Here is a 17,505-nt window from a genome sequence, read left to right on the forward strand (position 1 = left end):
GCAGCTCCAGCGCCAGCAGCACGGGTTGCCCGCCCAGGCCGTCCAGCGCCGGGGCACGCACCCGCGGTTCGTGCAGCGGATCGACGGGGCGGTCGATGCCGGTAGACAGCGCGGGCGGTTCAAGCCGGTCGCGCAGGGGCGAGAAACCTGCCAGCGCGGGATCGATGCGCACGCGGCGCAGCGCGCGCAGCGTGGCGGCGACGCATAGCGCGCCTGCGATCAGGCGCGGCACGATGCCGTAGACCACAAGCACACCGATCAGCCAGAGCGACCATTGCGCCTGCGCGCCGGCCGGCAGGATCTGCGTGCCGTCGCTGGCGCGGATCGTTGCGGCGTCGGGCATGGGAAAGCCCAGATGCGCGGGCAGCCAGCCGATGACCTGCGTCAGCCAGACGAAGGTGTCGGGCGCGAGCAGCGTGGTGGCCCAGATGAAGCGGTAGCTGGCGGTGGACAGCACCGCCAGCAGCGTCGCGAGCGCGGCGCACAGCGCGGTCAGCCACAGCAGATGGCTGATGCTGCCGAACAGGCCGCGCAAGGCGCCGGCGCGTGACAGCAGATTCAGGAAGGCCTGCGGCACCAGCGCGCCATCGGGTCCGCGCGCCAGCTTGCGCGTTGCCCATAACCAGAGCCGCCCAAAGCCGGTTACGGCCCCGGGCCGCAGCAGAAAGCTTGCCAGCCACAGCAGGAAGGTCAGCGCATGCAGCCCCAGCAGGGCACCCACGGCCCACAGCACATTGACGGGCCGCGTGCCATCGCCCAGCGCGCCCATGGCGGCCGCGGCGCCGGAAACCAGCGCCAGCACAAACAGGGCGGCCAGCATGGCCGTGGCGCTGCGGCGCCAGGCGTCGACGAGAGGATTGAGGTTTTCGCGTTGCGCCAGCAGCGCGGCGCGGGTCAGAATGCGCGACGGCAGGTCGGCATCAAGTTGGCGCACCTGGCGCACCGCCTGCGCGTCTTCGAGCGGCCCCCAGTGCGTTTCGCGCAACCGGATCAGTTCGGCAAGCCAGTGCGCGCGCAAGGGGCGCTGACCGGCGCTGTCGATGAGGGGGGAAGTATCGCGAGAGGTCGGAAGCGGCATCGCGTCGGAGCAGGCGGGAGGTGGCCGGGTGAGCCGCTAGGGCGGTGCGCCATTGTAGACCGCGCGCTGCGGCCGGCATGATCCCGGATCGGCGGTGTCAGTGCTGGGCGTGCGCACTGCGGTACTGGCCCGGCGTGACGCCGATGGCGTCCCGGAAGACGCGGGCCAGGTGGCTGGCGCTGCCAAAGCCGCAGGCCTGCGCAATGCTGGCAAGGTCGCCCTTGCCGGCTGCCAGCAGGCGTTGGGCGCGGGCCAGACGCCTGCCCCGCACCCAACCGTGGGGCGGCTCGCCGAACGAGGCGTGGAACATGCGGGCGAAGTGATACGTGGATAGCGCGGCGACGCCGGCCAGTTCGTCGAGCGTCAGCGGATCGGCCAGATGCGCGTCCACGTAGTCCATCACGCGGCGGCGCACCCCGGGCGCCAGACCGCCGCGCGCGGGTTGCGGCGTCTTGCGCGCCACGCCCTGCATCAGCAGATGGTGCAGCACGGTCTCGGCCGCGCTGCTGGCGGCCAGCCGGTCGGCGGGTTCGTTCCAGTCCGCGCCCAGCAGGCGGCGGCAGACGTCGATCAGCGAGTCGTCCTGGATGTAGGTGCGGTCGCGCAGTTCGAGGGTGCGCGGTTCGCAGTCCAGCCGCATGACGGCTTCGCGCGCCAGCCGCTGCGGAGCGATGTACAGGTGCAGGAAGCGCACGTTGTCGTTCATGCTCCAGCGGGAATGGTGCTCGGCGGGCAGCACGCAGAATTTGCCCGCGCCGCCATGCAGCGAGTCCTGGCCCACGCGAAACGATCGGTCGCCACCATGCAGGTACAGCGACAGCGTGTGGTGGCCGGGCGTTTCGTAGCCCAGCGTTTCGCGGGCGGTGCGCGACCACTGCGAGATCGCCATGCCCTCGCCCAGCGACGTGGCGCGCTGCAGCGTCGCGGTCGAGCGCGACAGCGTGCGGAATACGGAGAAATCGGCCGGGGCCGTAGCGGTGTTGCCCATGGGAAGGAATGCTACTGCGTTCGCACGCGCGTGACGCGCCCGATCCGGACAAAAGCGCAAGAAACGGCAATTGCGGCGTGGCTTGGGGGCGCACACTGGATGCCCGGTGCGCCAGGTGGCCGCCGGTGTCCGAATCGGCTCTCAGGGCTGCATTTCCGCGCCCCTCGCATCATGAATCTTTTCCTGTATCTGCTCACCGTCCTGATCTGGGGCACCACCTGGATCGCCATCAAGCTGCAGCTTGGCGTGGTGGCCATTCCCGTGTCGATCTTCTACCGTTTCGCGCTGGCGGGGCTGCTGCTGTTCGTGACGCTGTTGGCGATGCGCAAGCTGCAGAAGCTGGACCGGCGCGGCCACTGGCTGTGCGTGGGGCAGGGCCTTTGCCTGTTCTGCCTGAACTTCCTGTGCTTCTATTCGGCCACGCAATGGATTCCGAGCGGCCTGGTGTCAGTCGTGTTTTCGGCTGCCACGCTGTGGAACGCGCTTAACGCGCGAATCTGGTTCGGCACCCGCATTTCGCCGCGCATCATGGTGGCCGGCGCGCTGGGATTCTGCGGCCTGGTGCTGCTCTTCTGGCCGGAACTGGCGGGCCAGGAGGCCAGCCACGAGACGCTCCTGGGCCTGGGTTTTGCGCTGCTAGGCACGCTCTGCTTTTCCACGGGCAACATGCTGTCGTCCCTGCAGCAGCGCGCCGGCATCCGGCCACTGACGGGCAATGCGTACAGCATGCTTTATGGCGCGGCGATTCTTCTGGCGGGCTGCGTGGTTGCCGGACTGCCGTTCGGCTTCGATTCCTCGCCGGCCTATGTGGGCGCGTTGCTCTATTTGGCCGTGCTCGGGTCGGTCGTGGGTTTCACCGCGTATCTGACGCTGGTCGGCCGCATGGGGCCGGCGCGGGCCGCTTACTGCACGGTGCTGTTTCCGGTCGTGGCGCTGAGCATATCGACCGTCGTCGAAGGCTACCGCTGGACGCCGTACGCGTTCGCCGGCCTGGCGCTGGTGATGCTGGGCAACCTGCTCGTGTTCACGAAATGGTCGCCGTTTACGAAGCGGGCGGGCGTGGCGGGCAAGACTGCGTAACGCGGGTCGTGTCGGCCGCCGCGCGGCATCCCACATGGATGCCGCGTTTGCGCACGCGCTATGCGGCCAGCTTGCGCAGGGCTTCCAGCAGCCGGTCGATCTCGTTGCCGCTCGTCAGATAGCTCACCGATGCGCGCGCGACCCGGTCCAGGCCGCGGGCCTGCATGTCCAGCGGGGTGTAGGGCACGCCGTTGCTGCCGATGGTGATGCCCTGCGCGGCCAGCGCGCGTTGCACGTCGGCCGCGTCGTGTCCGGCGAGGTTGAAGGCGACCAGCCCGGATTTGTCGCGACCCTGGTCCAGCACCGACACGCCGGGAATGGCCGCCAGTTCGGCGCGCAGCGCCCGGGCGTTGGCGTCGATGGTCGCGCGGATCGTATCGAGGCCCACATCCAGTGCTTCGCGCAGGGCATTGGCAAGGCCGCAGCGCAACGCCAGCGAGTTCTCCGCGGATTCCAGGCGCGCGGCATCGGCGCGCAACATGGGCTCGCCGTCAGCGCCCAGCGGCGCGGAATGGGTGTCCACGAAGGCGGGCGTGAGCCGATCCAGGAAGTCGCGCCGCACGTACAGCAGCCCCGTGCCGCGCGGTCCGCGCAAGGCCTTGCGGCCGGCGCCGCTCAGCACGTCGCAGCCGATCTCGCGCACGTCGATGGAAAACTGACCCACCGCCTGCGCGCCGTCCACAAAGTACGGAATGCCATGCTTGCGCGCCACGCGTCCAATGGCGGCGGCCGGGTTGATGAGCCCGCCATTGGCGGGCAGCCAGGTCAGCGCGATCAGCCGCACCCGGTCGTCCAGCATGGCTTCCAGCGCCTCTGCATCCACGCAGCCGCTGTCGTCCGACGGGATCGTTTCCAGCATCGCGCCCGCGCGCTGCGCAATCAGGCGCATGGCGGCCAGATTGCCGCCCCATTCGTGGCGGCCGACCAGAATGCGATCGCCAGGCCGCCACGCCGGCAGCGCCGCAAACGCGGCGCCCCAACCCGGCGAGTTGCCGCCCGTCAGCGCGATTTCCTCGATCTGCGCGTTGAACAGCTGCGCGGCCAGCGTGCGGGCCGCTTCGATGAGATCGCGCGCCGCCACGCCCGCTTCCATCGGCCCGTGCGCCGCTTCGCGCTTCAGGTGCGCATGAATGGCCTGAAGCGTGGCTTCTGACGGCAGCGATGCGCCGGCGTGATTGAAGTGCACGGTGCTTTGCGCGCCGGGCGTGAGGGCGCGCAGCGCCTGGACGGCGCTCGGGGTCAGGGGGGCGGTCATGGCGGTTCCTGTCGTGGCAATCAGTCGGCCGGCATCAGGCCGGGGTCAGCGCGATCACGGCCTCGACTTCCACCGACACGCCTTGCGGCAACGCGGCGACGCCGACGGCGCTACGGGCATGGCGTCCCGCGTCGCCGAACACCTCGACCATCAGGTCCGAAGCGCCATTGGCGATGGCGCTCTGGCGGTTGAAGTCCGGCGCGCTGGCAACGAACACGCCCAGCTTGACGACGCGCGCCACGCGATCCAGGCGGTCGCCTGTGGCGGCGGCAATCTGCGACAGGATGCCCAATGCGCTGGCCCGCGCCGCCTCGACGCCATCGGCGTCCGATACCTGATGGCCCAATTGGCCCAGATAGGCCGCCTTGCCGTCCTTGCGCGAGATCTGACCGGAGATGTAGAGCAGATTGCCCTCCAGGACGAAAGGCACGTAGTTCGCGGCCGGCGCGGCGGCCGCTTCCAGGACCAGGCCAAGCTCGGCAACGCGGGCGGAAATGCTTTGGGTCATATCGGATCACCTATGAAAGAAAGGGAAAGCGTGTCTTGACGCTCCCCCGATGCTATCGGCCGGGGCGCGGCATGACCAATCAATTCTTACCTCGTACGTATGAGTAAAACTAATACGTCCTTTGTTGAACGGGGTATAGGCCGGTGTCTGACACCCAAAGAGACAGCCCATTCATAATCAAGCGCGGTTGTACGGGTGTCAGACACCCGTGGATTGGGCCACCGTCTGCGCCAGCCACGCGTGCAAGGCTTGGACGGGTTCGCTGAAAGCGCCGCGCGGCGTGACGAACCACCAGCCGATGCGCGGATCTTCCAGCACCGCGCCCGGCAGCGCCTGCACCAGCGCGCCGCTCGCCAGGTGGGCGGCGATCAGGCGCTCGCGGCCCATCGCCAGGCCCTGCCCCGCCAGCGCGGCCTCGACGACGATGTTGTAGTCGTGCAGACGCACGGTGCGGGCGGCGCCCAGGTCCAGCCCGTACCGGTGCGCCCAGGCGTCCCATTCGAACTGCTGCCGCGCGTGCGAGACCAGCAGCGGGTGGCGCAGCAGATCTGCGGGCGTTTTTGGCCGCTTTCTGCCCGCCACCATCGCGGGCGCGCACACGACCGACAGGCGTTCGGTCATCAGCAACGTGCTGCGCACGCCGGGCCAGCCGCCGCGGCCATAGCGGATCGCGGCGTCCACCTCGCCACCCGCCACATCCGCCAGCGCGATGTCGGGCTGCAATTGCAGATCGATGTGGGGATGCGCGGCGGCAAAGCCGGGCAGGCGCGTCGCCAGCCAGCGCGTGGCGAACGACGCCAGCAAGCCGATCCGCAGCGTATGGCGCGCAGGCTCGGGCGCGCGCAGTTCGTCGGTGCCCTGGCGCAGCAATTCGAATGCCGCGTGCACGCGGGCGTAATAGGCCTGGCCTGCCTCGGTCAGCGCGACGGCGCGCGTTCGCCGTTCAAAAAGCGCCACGCCCAATTCCCTTTCCAGCCGCTGGATGTGATGGCTGATCGCGCTTTGTGTGACGAACAGCTCTTCTCCGGCCTGCGAAAAGCTCAACCGCCGCGCGGCGGCCTCGAAGGCGCGCAGGGAGACCAGGGGCGGCAGGGATCGCGAGGAACGCATCGGTGTGCAGGGACGGAAGGTGCGGCAGATCCGGGTGATGCTACGCGATGCGCGCGGGTTGGCAACTCGCGCGCCAGCATGGCTGCAACCCCGTGACCCCAATGCAAAAAGCCCGCAAACAAGTTGCGGGCTTTTTTAAGGGTACTGCGGTACTGCAAATTCTTGGCTCCCCGAGCTGGGCTCGAACCAGCGACCTGCGGATTAACAGTCCGTCGCTCTACCGACTGAGCTATCGGGGAACAGGTAGAGGGGGCGAATTATGCACAAAAAAACGGAAGAATGCAAAGCGGGGCCGAAAAAGCGCGTTTCGGCAGCCGAAACCGGCCCTTTTTTTCAAGCTTGCCGTCAACCCGATCCCGTATGATGGCGCGCAGAGGGCTCGCGACCTCTCTCGATTTTTCTGGGTTCTCATATGTCTTCGTTCGACATTCAATTGCTGCTCACCGCGCTGGTGAGCGTTCTGGTCCTGGTCGCACTGATCGTCTCGCGGATACGCATGCATCCGCTGCTGGCGCTCTTGATCGTGTCGATCGGCGTCGGCTTTGCAACGGGCATGGCCCCGGGCGCCATCGTCAAAAGCCTGACCGACGGCGCCGGCAAGACGCTGGGCGCCGTGGGCGTGGTGATCGCGCTGGGCGCGATGCTGGGCAAGATCCTCGCGGACTCCGGCACCACCGAGCGCCTGGCCAATGCAATCCTGCGCCACACCTCTCCGCGCCTGATCCCCTGGGCGATGACGCTGGTGGCGTTCGTCATCGGCATTCCCATGTTCTTTGAAGTGGGCCTGGTGGTGATGCTGCCGCTGATCTTCAGTGTGGCGCGCAAGCTGGAAAGCCAGGCGCGCTTCAAGGGTTCGGCCTATGTCTACGTCGGCGTGCCGGTGATTTCGGCCCTGGCCGCCATGCACGGCATGGTGCCGCCGCATCCCGGCCCGCTGACGGCCATCGCCACGCTCAAGACCACGGTCGGCCCGACCATGATCTACGGCTTCATCGCGGCCCTGCCGGCCATGATCTTCGGCGGACCGCTATATGGCGCCTTCATCGCCCCTCGTATGACGACGCGGCCGGACGAGGCGCTGCTTGAACAGTTCACCGCCTCCACCGATAGCCCCACGGGCCAGCATGCGCCCAGCGTCGGCCTGGGCGTGCTGGCGGCCCTGCTGCCGGCTTTGCTGATGCTGGTCCATGCCGTGGCCGAAATGCTGCTGCCCAAGGACTCCAGCGTGACGCACGTGGCCGCCTTCCTGGGCAACCCCGTCGTCGCCATGCTGCTGGGCGTGCTGTTCGCGGCCGTGACACTGGTCTTCATGCGCGGCGGCGATCCGGAAAAGCTGCGCGGCGCGCTGGGCCAAAGCTTGAAGCCCATTGCCGGCATCATGCTGATCATCGCCGGCGGCGGCGCCTTTCAGCAGGTCCTGACGAACGCCAAGGTGGGCGACGCCATCGTGCACCTGACGCACCAATTTGCGTTCCCGCCGCTGATCCTGGGCTGGCTGATCGCCATGCTGCTGTCGGTGTCGACTGGCTCGGCCACGGTCGGCATCGTGGGCGCCGCTGGGCTGCTGGCGCCGCTTGCCGGCGCGGACCCCAACCTGAATCTTCCGCTGCTCGCGCTGTCGATCGGTTGCGGCTCGCTGTTCTTCAACTACGCGAATCACGCCGGTTTCTGGATGGTGAAGGAATCGTTCGGCATGACGATGGGCGAAGCCACGAAGACGATCTCGGTCGTGCAGTCGATCGTGTCGGTGGTGGGGTTGGTGATGGTGCTGCTGTTTAACTTGTTGCCGGCGCTGGGATGACGAGGGCTGGGGGCGAAGGCGCGGTGTGTGCGTCGCCCTCTCATGACACTCAATTTTGGCGCCAGGTCCGATTAGCGGATCCGGCGGCCCGCGTAGTCGCGCCTCCCGCGGGATATCCCGATCTGCCCGTTCCCCCGGCGTTAATCACCGTGGCAGATTGAACAGCTTGTTCATATCGATGCTGTTCTGCAGCGCGCGTCTCGTCGCTTCGTACTCGCGCTGCTCCGCTTCCTGGCGCTGTTGTTCGGTGGGTGCCGCATGGGTCACGGGCTTGCCTGTGCCCCGATAGATGCGGCGATCGCGCAGATAGCCTTGCAGTTCCCAACTGCCGGGCACCGGATCTGCACAGCCGAGGCGGCCAAAGGCATTGTGGAAACGACGGCTGGATACTCGGCGTAGGGCCGACGGGATGGGCTCGAAGGAGTTTATTCACTGCGCGCTTTCCATCATGACCGGGCCGCCTGCCCACGAACAGCGTTCGCGATAGCTGCCGTAGACATCCCAGGGGTCCTTGTTAGGAATCAAGTCATTCGGTCCGGGGTAGCCGTTGCCAGGGTAACCAGGACCTACGTTTGCTGAAACGACACGAACGCTTCCATCTGCTAGGAAGTGAACAAGCATATGCCCCACCTTTTCGTAGGGGTCCACTGCCACGCGTCGTTCGTAGCTTTGTCCGCCACAATCTCGCCAGTTAGTGACATTCCAGCTCACCACCACCGTTAGATCGGGATGCCATTTCCGCGGCAGCGTCGCGCAGCAGACGATGCGGCCACCGGTGCCTGCTTGATGTCCGCTGGCGCCATTGACCCAGAAGTTCTGCACGCTCACATGATCCGGCAAGTGATCGATTCCGGTCATGGACGTGCCTACGTTGTCCTGCTTGGCTTGCCGACCGTCACAGCCAGTTAAAGGGACCACTAGCAGTGCAAATGCCATGATGATGAGGGAGTAAATTCTCATGCCGACGCGTTGTTGGTTCTGACGACAGGTGGATTGCGTTACCCCTGGACGGGTGTTTCCGCGACCCACTTGTAGACGCCATGCTCAAGGTCGGTAAATAGGATTTCTATTATTTTTGCGACCGATCCGACCACGATCGTGGAGTCCGAAGCAGATGTCCCGGAGCCGCGTCAATCGGGCTTCAACGATTGCGCGGTTGCCGTGGCATGAAAGTCACAGGCGGCAGTGTCCGCCGCACGCCGTCAAATGTGCCGTCTCCCGGCGCAATCTGACGGTCGATTCTCACAGGCAAGAAAAAACCCGCATCGCCAGTCTGGATGCGGGTTTCGTGTACTGCGCCAGATGAATCTGGTGGAGATTTTTGGTGCCGGTGAAAGGAATCGAACCCTCGACCTTCTCATTACAAGTGAGCTGCTCTACCAACTGAGCTACACCGGCGATGCGTGCCGGGGCACGCGCAGGGACTGCATTGTAATGAAAAAAATGCAGCCCCTCTTGTGGGGTCGTTATTTGACGATCGTCAGGCGCGGGCGCTTGGGTTCGTCGTCGTCGCCATCATCGTCGCCGGAGGCGGGATTGGCGTCCGAGCCCTCGGGGGCGGCGGGGTTCGGCGTGGCGCCTTGGGCGCCTGCCTCGGGCGGCTCGTAGGGCTGTACCTCGAAGCCCATGCCGGCGCCGGTTTCGCGCGCATAGATGGCGCTGACGGCGCCCACGGGGACGTAGACGTTTTCGGTCACGCCGCTGAAGCGGGCCTGGAATTCGATGAATTCGTTGCCCAGCACCAGGCGGTTGGTGGCCAGCGTGCCCACGTTCAGCGTGATCTGGCCGTCGCGCACGTGGGCGACGGGCACCATGGTGTGCTCGTCGACCTGCACGGTGATGTACGGCGTGTAGCCGTTATCGGTGCACCATTCGTGCAGCGCGCGGATCAGATACGGTTTGGTCGAAGTTTCACCCATTACACAGCCAGCCTTAACGACGCATCACTTTTTCCGAAGGCGTCAGCGCTTCGATGTAGGCCGGGCGCGAGAAGATGCGTTCGGCGTACTTTTGCAGCGGGGCCGCATTCTTGGGCAGTTCGATGCCGTAGTGGTCCAGGCGCCAGAGCAGCGGAGCGACGGCCACGTCGAGCATGGAGAATTCCTCGCCCAGCATGTACTTGTTCTTGAGCAGCATCGGGGCCAGCTGGGCCAGGCGGTCACGGATGTTCTGGCGAGCGTTGGCAAGCTTCTTTTCGTCGGGCTTGGCGCTGCGGTCTTCCAGCGTCGAGACGTGAACGAACAGTTCCTTCTCGAAGTTGTACAGGAACAGACGCGTGCGGGCGCGCATGACCGGGTCGGCGGGCATGAGCTGCGGGTGCGGGAAGCGCTCGTCGATGTACTCGTTGATGATGTTCGACTCGTACAGCACCAGGTCACGTTCGACCAGAATGGGCACTTGACCGTACGGGTTCATCACCGAGATGTCTTCGGGCTTGTTGTACAGGTCGATGTCGCGGATCTCGAAATCCATACCCTTTTCGAACAACACGAAGCGGCAGCGTTGCGAAAACGGACACGTGGTTCCGGAATAGAGCACCATCATGGCGGTAAGTCCTTTATTGAAAAACGAAAGGCCAGCGCCTAAATCTAGCAGGCGCTGGCCCCAATTGCCAGGCAGGATAGGCTTTACAGCCCTATCCGCCTCTTCCGTCCCCGATAGACGGGGTGGCTGGGGAACCTGGCGGGGCGTTACGGTTAGCGCACGTGTTTCCAGTACGAGGCATTCAGGCGCCACGTAACAAAGAAGAACAGGAGCAGGAACAACATGACGCCGACGCCGATGCGGACGCGCAGTGTCTGGACGGGCTCGGCCATCCAGGACATGAATGCGGTCAGATCAGCGACGTCGTTGTCGTATGTTGCGGTTTGGGCCGGGTTGGCGGCCTTGAATTTGGCATCGAAGGTGGCATGGCCATGGTGATTGGCTAACGGCTCGGCCTTCACCGTGGCAAAACCCTGTGCATCGTACACCGTTGTGACGCGTTCCCACGTTTTGGGGGCGCCTTCCTTGCCTTCGACTTCGTGAACGGCGACGGTGGTGAGCTCGCGCGGACCCTGTTCCTGCCAGAGGGCATGCGGCATGCCGACCGACGGGAAGACCAGGTTGTTCCAGCCCGTGGCGCGCGACGTGTCGCGGTAGAACGTGCGCAGGTAGGTGTACAGGTAGTCGGATCCCGAGGGGCCGGCGTTCACGGATTTGGCGCGGGCGATCACGGACAAGTCCGGGGGCGTCGTGCCAAACCAGGCCTTGGCGTCCTTCGGCGTCATGGCGACGTGCATCATGTCGCCGATCTTTTCGCCGGAGAACAGCAGGCTTTCCTTGATCTGTTCGTCGGTCAGACCGATATCCCGGAGCTTGTTGTAGCGCATCGAAGACGCGCTATGACAGTTCAGGCAGTAGTTGACGAACAGCTTGGCGCCGTTTTGCAGCGACGCCATGTCGTTGACGCGGTAAGGCGCCTTGTCCAGCGGGAATCCGCCTCCGGCGGCAAAGGTTGCGGTACACGTGAGCATCAAGGCCACGGCACCAATCAGCTTCTTGATCATGGTTAGTCCGTTATTCTCGTTGGCTCAGTGGGCGTGGAACGTGACGCGGTCGGGCACTTGCTTGAAGGTGCCCAGGCGGCTCCATACCGGCATCAGGAAGAAGAACGCCAGGTACAGCAGCGTGCCGATCTGCGACGTCAGGTTCAACGGCGGACTGGGCGGCTGCGTACCGATGTAGCCGAGCACCAGGAAGTTGACCATGAAGATGCCGTAGATCCACTTGTGCCACGTGGGGCGGTAGCGGATCGACTTGACCGGCGAATGATCGAGCCAGGGCAGGAAGAACAGGATGACGACCGTGCCGCCCATGGCCACCACGCCCCAGAACTTGGCGTCGATGGCGCGCAGCAGCACGGCGACGACGATCAGGATGCCGGGGACGGCGATGCGCATGAAGCCCTTCAGGTTGCTCTTGGCGAACAGCACGATGGCGCCCAGCACCGACGCGCCCGCCAGCACCCACGTGAATTCATCCGTAGTGGCGCGCAGCATCGAGTAGAACGGCGTGAAGTACCAGACCGGGGCGATGTGCGGAGGCGTCTTCAGCGAGTCAGCAGGAATGAAGTTGTTGAACTCGAGGAAGTACCCGCCCATTTCCGGGGCGAAGAACACGATGGCCGCGAACACCAGCAGGAAACCCGCCACGCCCACCAGGTCATGCACCGAGTAGAACGGATGGAACGGGATGCCGTCTTTCGGTCGGCCGTACTTGTCTTTCGGGCCCTGCTTGATTTCGATGCCGTCCGGGTTGTTCGAGCCGACTTCGTGCAGTGCCACCAGGTGAGCCGCGACCAGACCGATCAGCACCAGCGGAATGGCGATGACGTGGAAGGCGAAGAAGCGGTTCAGCGTGGCATCGGACACGACGTAGTCGCCGCGGATCCAGATGGACAGTTCAGGACCGATGAACGGAATGGCTGCGAACAGGTTCACGATCACCTGGGCGCCCCAGTACGACATCTGGCCCCAGGGCAGCAGATAGCCGAAGAAGGCTTCGGCCATCAGACAGAGGAAGATCGCGACGCCGAAGATCCACACCAGTTCGCGGGGCTTGCGGTAGGAACCGTATAGCAGGCCGCGCAGCATGTGCAGGTAGACGACGACGAAGAACATCGACGCGCCGGTCGAGTGCATGTAGCGCACCAGCCAGCCCCACGGGACCTCGCGCATGATGTATTCGACGGATTGGAACGCGCGCTCGGCGTCCGGCTTGTAATGCATGACCAAAAAAATGCCGGTCACGATCTGCAGCACCAGCACCAGTAGCGCCAGCGAGCCAAAGAAATACCAGAAGTTGAAATTCTTGGGTGCGTAGTACTCGGACAGATGGGCTTTCCAGGTGGAGGTCACCGGAAAGCGCCGGTCCAGCCAGCCCAACAGGCCTGTCGTCTCGACGGTTTTCTCGCCAGCCATGTAACGGCTCCTTCTATACGTGGCGTATTGTTCTTACTTACGTAGATCGGGAAAAAAGCGCGACGCGAGCGTCAGGCCTTGTTGTCTTCATCGACGCCCACGATGATGCGGGTGTCGGTGAGGTACTGGTACGGCGGAACTTCGAGATTATCGGGAGCAGGCTTGTTCTTGAAGACCCGGCCAGCCAGGTCGAACGTGGAGCCATGGCAGGGACAGAGGAATCCGCCTTGCCAATCCGCGCCCAGACCGCCGCCGCCACCCGTTTCGAAGTGCGCGGTGGGCGAGCAGCCCAGGTGGGTGCAGATGCCGACGCAGACGAAGATCTCGGGCTTGCGCGAGCGAGCTTCGTTTTCTGCATAGGGAGGGGTGAAGCCGGGCCGCTTGGATTGCGGGTCGGCGAGCTGGGGGTCCAGCCCCTTCAGTCCGGCCAGCTGCTCGGGCGAGCGATGCATGATCCAGACCGGTTTGCCGCGCCATTCGACCGTTTTCATGGAACCGACGGGAATGTCGCCGATATCCACTTCAACGGGGGCCCCAGCCGCGCGGGCTTTTTCGGAGGGGGAAAACGTGCTCACAAGCGGCACTGCCGTTGCGACACCTGCTACGCCGCCCACAGCACAGGCGGTGGTAACCCAGAAACGTCGCGAAGGATCAGGTGGCAGGTTGGGATCAACCGCACCGTCATCGTCATGCACCAGCGTATCCTGACTCATCTTCCTATCCTTGTTGATGCGCCCGCTCAACGAGTAGCATCACTTCTGCGGCATCGGGTTCGCGGGAATATGTAACAACATAGCAACCGCGTATTATAGGCCAGCCTACCCCAGGCGTATCACGAATGGAGCGGATTTATGAGCAAATCGACTGGTTTCGTCAAAGAGTTTCGAGATTTCGCGGTCAAGGGCAACGCGGTCGACTTGGCCGTTGGTGTGATCATCGGTGCGGCGTTCGGCAGGATTGTCGACTCGCTGGTCCGGGACATCATCATGCCGCTCGTCAATTTCATTCTTGGCGGATCGGTCGATTTCTCGAACAAGTTCCTGGTCTTGTCGATGCCTGAAGGCTATGCCGGGCCGATGACCTACGCGGATCTGACCAAGGCCGGCGCCAACGTGTTCGCGTGGGGCAACTTCGTCACCATCATCATCAACTTCGTCCTGCTGGCGTTCGTGATCTTCTGGATGGTCAAGGCCATCTACAAGGCCCGCAACAAGCAGGAGGAAGCGCCGGCGCCCGCCAAGACGCCGGAAGACGTGGCCCTGCTGCGCGAGATTCGCGATCTGCTGAAGCGGCCGTAAACAGCAAAGCGCCCCATCGGGGCGCTTTTGTTTTCTGCCGGGTCGACGGCCGGCGGTCCGGCGCTCCGGCGCTCCGGCGCGCCGGCGTCAAGGGTTCAGGCCGGGTTGTCGATGTCGACGAATTCGACCTTGATGCCGAAGCGTTCGGCCACGGCCTGCCCCAGTGCCTGGACGCCATAGCGTTCGGTGGCATGGTGCCCGGCGGCGATGAAGCCCACGCCGGTTTCCCGCGCCAGATGTACCGTGGACTCCGAGACCTCGCCCGTGATGTAGACGCTGGCGCCCGCGTCAACGGCGTCGCCCATCATGCCTTGGGCGCCACCGGTGCACCACGCGACTGTCCCCAACGGCTGGTCCGGATCGCCCACGACGAGCGGCTGGCGGCCAAGGCGTTGTGCCACCTGATCGCCCAGTTGGCCCAGTGTCTGCAGGCCGCTGGCCTCGCCCAGCCAGATCAGCCCGTCCTGCCCGCAGGTCTGCGGCACGCCGTCGTCGCGTAGCGCGGGCGTCAGACCCAGCACGCGCGCCAGCTGCGCGTTGTTGCCCAGCGTGGGATGCGCATCCAGCGGCAGATGGTAGGCAAACAGGTTCAAGTCATTCTTGAGGGTCAACGCCATGCGTGTGCGGCGGGTGCCGATGACGCGGCGGTCTTCGTTGCGCCACATCCAGCCGTGGTGCACCAGCACCGCATCGGCACCGCGGTCGACCGCCTCGCGCAGCAATGCTTCGCTGGCCGTGACACCGGTGATAATGTGTCCGACCTCGGATCGGCCTTCCACCTGCATCCCGTTGGGACAGTAGTCCTTGAAACGGGCTGCCTGCAGGGTGTCGTCCAGCCAGCTGGCCAGGACGCGGGAGTCCACTTTATTCATTGCTAGTCCTATCAGAAACATGCGCCGATATTGGCTGATCTTTGCTCAGGCCGTCACGGTCTGCCTGGCTATTCTATTCGTGGTGACGACGTTGCGGCCCGACCTGCTGCGGGTGAACGGTCCCGCCACGGTGCCGCCGGCCACCGCCGCGGCGGGACGCGTGTCCGCGGACGATGTGGGTGCAGTGTCGTACGCGGACGGCGTGGCGAAGGCGGCGCCCTCGGTGGTGAACGTGTTCACCACCAAGCACGTGAACGTGCCCTTGATTCCGCTGCCCGATGATCCGGTGCTGCGCCAGCTGTTTGGGCAGGTGCCGGGCGTGAGCCGGCGCGAGGCGTCAACCAGTCTGGGTTCGGGCGTGATCGTGAATGCGGACGGCTACGTGCTGACCAATTACCACGTGGTGCAGGCCGCCGACGCCATCGAGGTGGCGCTGCGCGACGGGCGGCGCGACACCGCGAAGGTGGTGGGTGCGGATCCGGATACGGACCTGGCGGTGCTCAAGCTGTCCAAGCTGCGCGACTTGCCCGCTGCGACGCTGGCGCCCGACAAGGGCTTGCGTGTAGGCGACGTGGTGCTGGCGATCGGCAATCCGTTCGGGGTGGGCCAGACCACCACGCAGGGCATCGTGTCGGCGCTGGGCCGCAATGGCCTGGGGCTGAACACGTATGAGAACTTCATCCAGACCGACGCGGCGATCAATCCGGGCAATTCGGGCGGCGCGCTGGTCGATGCCTACGGCAATCTGGTTGGCATCAACACCGCCATTTACTCGGAGTCGGGCGGGTCGATGGGCATCGGCTTTGCGACGCCGATCGAGATTGCGCGCAAGGTCATGGACGACATCGTCAAGACCGGGGCGGTCAAGCGTGGCTGGCTGGGCGTGGAGCCGCAGGACATGACGCCGGAACTGGCGCGGGCCTTCGAGCTGCCGCGCGACGCGGCGGGCGTGATCATTGCCGGGGTGATGCGCGACGGCCCGGCCGCGCGCGGCGGCCTGCGCGTGGGCGATATTGTCCAGTCGGTCAATGGCAAGCGGGTGGCGGACACAAACGGCCTGCTGTCGGAGATTGCGCAGGTGCCGCCGGGCCAGCGGGCCACGCTGGGAATTTTGCGCAGCGGCAAACCTGCTGAACTGGCGGTTGTTGTGGGGACGCGGCCGGGCAAGCCGCGCTAGGCGCATTTGCGCGCCGGCGCACGCGTGGCGCCGGTGTCTGGTTTGTCGGAGAGTTCACGCACGAGCGCCAGGATCAGGCGCTTTGTGCTGTCGGGTTGGGGCGCCAGCCGCGCGCAGATTTCGGCGCAATAGCCGTCGATGCCGTTGGCGGCGGCGTCCTGCGGCCCCGAACCCGGCGAGGTGGCGGGCACCACGCCATCCGTCAGCCACGACGCGCTGGTGCCGAGGGCCTGCGCCAGCCGCACCACCGTGTTGCGCGCTGGCGAATAGCGGTCTTCGCGGGTGAGGATGCGGTGGATGCAGGACTGCGGCACGCCCGACAGGCGCGAAAGCTGGTTCTGGCTATGGATGCCGCGCCACCGCATGAGGGTGCGCAGTCTTTGTGAGAGCGACATGACTGCAATGTAGGACTGCAGTCATGGGCCGACAAGGTAAAACGGTCCGCTTTTGTGCGGACCGTTTTGGTTTCCTTCTACCCTGCCGTCTGGCCGATTTCAGTGGCGTTCGGTCAGGGAGTCGGCGGCGTCATCTGTGGACGCACCTTCTTTCGGTGTGACCATCCGGGCGCAGATCAGCCCGACTTCATAGAGCAGGCACAGCGGCACCGCCAGCATGAACTGGCTGACCACGTCGGGCGGGGTGACGACGGCGGCGATGATGAACGCGCCCACCACGACGTAGCCGCGCGCGGCCTTCAGCTTGGACAATTCGACCACGCCCATCTTCACCAGCAGCACCACCGCCACGGGCACTTCGAACGTGATGCCGAACGCCAGGAACATCGTCATGACGAAGCTGAGGTAGGCCTCGATGTCCGGCGCCGGGGTAATGGACTGCGGCGCGAACGTGGCGATGAAGTGGAACACCGTGCGGAACACCACGAAATAGCAGAACGCCATGCCCGCGATGAAAAGGAAGGTGCTGGACACGATGAGCGGCAGCGCAAGGCGCTTTTCGTGCCGGTACAGCCCGGGCGCGACGAAAGCCCACGCCTGGTACAGCACCACGGGCAGCGCCACGATGAACGCGGCCATCATCGTGACCTTGACCGGCACCATGAACGGCGTGATGACGCCGGTGGCGATCATGCGGGTGCCTTCGGGCAGCGAGGCCAGCATCGGGGCGGCCAGCACGTCATAGATGGCCGACGCGCCGGGATAGATGAAGAGCACGATAAACACGGCCACCACGGCGCCGACGGCGCGCAAGAGGCGCGTGCGCAGCTCGACCAGGTGGGAGATGAAGGTCTCTTGCTGGCCTTCTTCTTGGGTTGCGTCCTGGGTCACGACGGAGTTCCGGAGGGCGAGACGGGCTTGGCGGCGGGCGCGGCGACGTCGGCCGCAGGCGCGCTGGGCGCCGGGGCGGGTGGTTGAGGGG

Annotated in this window: 19 protein-coding genes and 2 tRNA genes; 4 read left to right on the top strand and 17 right to left on the bottom strand. The window is 65.2% G+C overall.

Annotated elements, in window-relative coordinates; translation table 11 throughout:
- A partial coding sequence (locus B3446_RS18025; protein ID WP_291383833.1) for a DUF2868 domain-containing protein occupies nucleotides 1–1,078 on the bottom strand: 1,078 nt, incomplete at its 3' end.
- A gap of 97 nt (nucleotides 1,079–1,175) precedes the next feature.
- On the bottom strand, nucleotides 1,176–2,066 hold the full coding sequence (locus B3446_RS18030) for a helix-turn-helix domain-containing protein (RefSeq protein ID WP_291383834.1): 891 nt from the start codon (nucleotides 2,064–2,066) through the stop codon (nucleotides 1,176–1,178).
- Between the two features lie 171 nt (nucleotides 2,067–2,237).
- Between B3446_RS18030 and B3446_RS18035 the strand changes: the two genes are divergently transcribed.
- Nucleotides 2,238–3,146, top strand: a complete 909-nt coding sequence (locus tag B3446_RS18035; protein WP_191576264.1) for a DMT family transporter — start codon at nucleotides 2,238–2,240, stop codon at nucleotides 3,144–3,146.
- A 58-nt stretch (nucleotides 3,147–3,204) separates the two neighbouring features.
- Here B3446_RS18035 and B3446_RS18040 read toward each other — a convergent pair whose 3' ends face one another.
- From B3446_RS18040 to B3446_RS18055, 4 genes are all read right to left on the bottom strand, one after another.
- The gene (locus tag B3446_RS18040) at nucleotides 3,205–4,401 is read right to left on the bottom strand and encodes an aminotransferase class V-fold PLP-dependent enzyme (RefSeq protein WP_291383835.1); all 1,197 of its coding nucleotides are present in this window, start codon (nucleotides 4,399–4,401) and stop codon (nucleotides 3,205–3,207) included.
- 34 nt (nucleotides 4,402–4,435) lie between these two features.
- Nucleotides 4,436–4,909, bottom strand: coding sequence for a RidA family protein (locus tag B3446_RS18045; protein WP_191576266.1), 474 nt, complete (start codon nucleotides 4,907–4,909; stop codon nucleotides 4,436–4,438).
- A 198-nt stretch (nucleotides 4,910–5,107) separates the two neighbouring features.
- Nucleotides 5,108–6,019 carry a transcriptional regulator GcvA gene (gene gcvA, locus B3446_RS18050; RefSeq protein WP_291383836.1) on the bottom strand — a complete coding sequence of 304 codons (912 nt, stop codon included), beginning with the start codon at nucleotides 6,017–6,019 and terminating at the stop codon, nucleotides 5,108–5,110.
- Between the two features lie 163 nt (nucleotides 6,020–6,182).
- Nucleotides 6,183–6,258 (bottom strand) — tRNA-Asn (locus B3446_RS18055).
- A 173-nt stretch (nucleotides 6,259–6,431) separates the two neighbouring features.
- Between B3446_RS18055 and B3446_RS18060 the strand changes: the two genes are divergently transcribed.
- A complete protein-coding gene (locus B3446_RS18060; RefSeq protein WP_291383837.1) occupies nucleotides 6,432–7,820 on the top strand; it encodes a GntP family permease in 1,389 nt (462 codons plus the stop codon).
- Between the two features lie 144 nt (nucleotides 7,821–7,964).
- Here B3446_RS18060 and B3446_RS18065 read toward each other — a convergent pair whose 3' ends face one another.
- From B3446_RS18065 to petA, 8 genes are all read right to left on the bottom strand, one after another.
- Complete coding sequence (locus B3446_RS18065) at nucleotides 7,965–8,156, bottom strand: hypothetical protein (protein WP_291383838.1); 192 nt, start codon at nucleotides 8,154–8,156, stop codon at nucleotides 7,965–7,967.
- A 93-nt stretch (nucleotides 8,157–8,249) separates the two neighbouring features.
- Nucleotides 8,250–8,678 carry a DUF3304 domain-containing protein gene (locus B3446_RS18070; protein ID WP_291383839.1) on the bottom strand — a complete coding sequence of 143 codons (429 nt, stop codon included), beginning with the start codon at nucleotides 8,676–8,678 and terminating at the stop codon, nucleotides 8,250–8,252.
- Between the two features lie 464 nt (nucleotides 8,679–9,142).
- Nucleotides 9,143–9,218 (bottom strand) — tRNA-Thr (locus B3446_RS18075).
- A 68-nt stretch (nucleotides 9,219–9,286) separates the two neighbouring features.
- On the bottom strand, nucleotides 9,287–9,739 hold the full coding sequence (locus B3446_RS18080) for a ClpXP protease specificity-enhancing factor (RefSeq protein WP_175123921.1): 453 nt from the start codon (nucleotides 9,737–9,739) through the stop codon (nucleotides 9,287–9,289).
- A gap of 13 nt (nucleotides 9,740–9,752) precedes the next feature.
- Complete coding sequence (locus B3446_RS18085; RefSeq protein WP_006388039.1) at nucleotides 9,753–10,364, bottom strand: glutathione S-transferase N-terminal domain-containing protein; 612 nt, start codon at nucleotides 10,362–10,364, stop codon at nucleotides 9,753–9,755.
- 152 nt (nucleotides 10,365–10,516) lie between these two features.
- Nucleotides 10,517–11,368 (bottom strand): cytochrome c1, encoded by an 852-nt coding sequence (locus B3446_RS18090; RefSeq protein WP_175123920.1) that lies wholly within the window; start codon nucleotides 11,366–11,368, stop codon nucleotides 10,517–10,519.
- 24 nt (nucleotides 11,369–11,392) lie between these two features.
- Nucleotides 11,393–12,781: a cytochrome b gene (locus B3446_RS18095; protein ID WP_056565653.1), complete on the bottom strand. Its 1,389-nt coding sequence runs from the start codon at nucleotides 12,779–12,781 to the stop codon at nucleotides 11,393–11,395.
- Nucleotides 12,782–12,852: 71 nt separating this feature from the next.
- The gene (gene petA / locus B3446_RS18100; protein WP_105236916.1) at nucleotides 12,853–13,494 is read right to left on the bottom strand and encodes a ubiquinol-cytochrome c reductase iron-sulfur subunit; all 642 of its coding nucleotides are present in this window, start codon (nucleotides 13,492–13,494) and stop codon (nucleotides 12,853–12,855) included.
- Between the two features lie 138 nt (nucleotides 13,495–13,632).
- On the opposite strand from petA, the gene mscL reads away from it, so the two are divergent.
- Nucleotides 13,633–14,079: a large conductance mechanosensitive channel protein MscL gene (gene mscL, locus B3446_RS18105; RefSeq protein WP_105236917.1), complete on the top strand. Its 447-nt coding sequence runs from the start codon at nucleotides 13,633–13,635 to the stop codon at nucleotides 14,077–14,079.
- A 95-nt stretch (nucleotides 14,080–14,174) separates the two neighbouring features.
- Here mscL and B3446_RS18110 read toward each other — a convergent pair whose 3' ends face one another.
- Nucleotides 14,175–14,951, bottom strand: coding sequence for a Nif3-like dinuclear metal center hexameric protein (locus B3446_RS18110; RefSeq protein WP_291383840.1), 777 nt, complete (start codon nucleotides 14,949–14,951; stop codon nucleotides 14,175–14,177).
- Between the two features lie 19 nt (nucleotides 14,952–14,970).
- On the opposite strand from B3446_RS18110, the gene B3446_RS18115 reads away from it, so the two are divergent.
- The gene (locus B3446_RS18115) at nucleotides 14,971–16,128 is read left to right on the top strand and encodes a trypsin-like peptidase domain-containing protein (protein ID WP_191576271.1); all 1,158 of its coding nucleotides are present in this window, start codon (nucleotides 14,971–14,973) and stop codon (nucleotides 16,126–16,128) included.
- Here B3446_RS18115 and B3446_RS18120 read toward each other — a convergent pair.
- Nucleotides 16,125–16,523 (bottom strand): helix-turn-helix domain-containing protein, encoded by a 399-nt coding sequence (locus B3446_RS18120; protein ID WP_291383841.1) that lies wholly within the window; start codon nucleotides 16,521–16,523, stop codon nucleotides 16,125–16,127. The two genes, B3446_RS18115 and B3446_RS18120, sit on opposite strands and share 4 nt — an antisense overlap.
- Nucleotides 16,524–16,622: 99 nt before the next feature.
- The gene (tatC, locus tag B3446_RS18125) at nucleotides 16,623–17,414 is read right to left on the bottom strand and encodes a twin-arginine translocase subunit TatC (protein ID WP_191576273.1); all 792 of its coding nucleotides are present in this window, start codon (nucleotides 17,412–17,414) and stop codon (nucleotides 16,623–16,625) included.
- Nucleotides 17,415–17,505 lie beyond the last annotated feature (91 nt).

Origin of the sequence: Achromobacter sp. UBA5777, from assembly GCF_002418565.1 — a bacterium.
Lineage (GTDB): Bacteria > Pseudomonadota > Gammaproteobacteria > Burkholderiales > Burkholderiaceae_B > Achromobacter > Achromobacter animicus.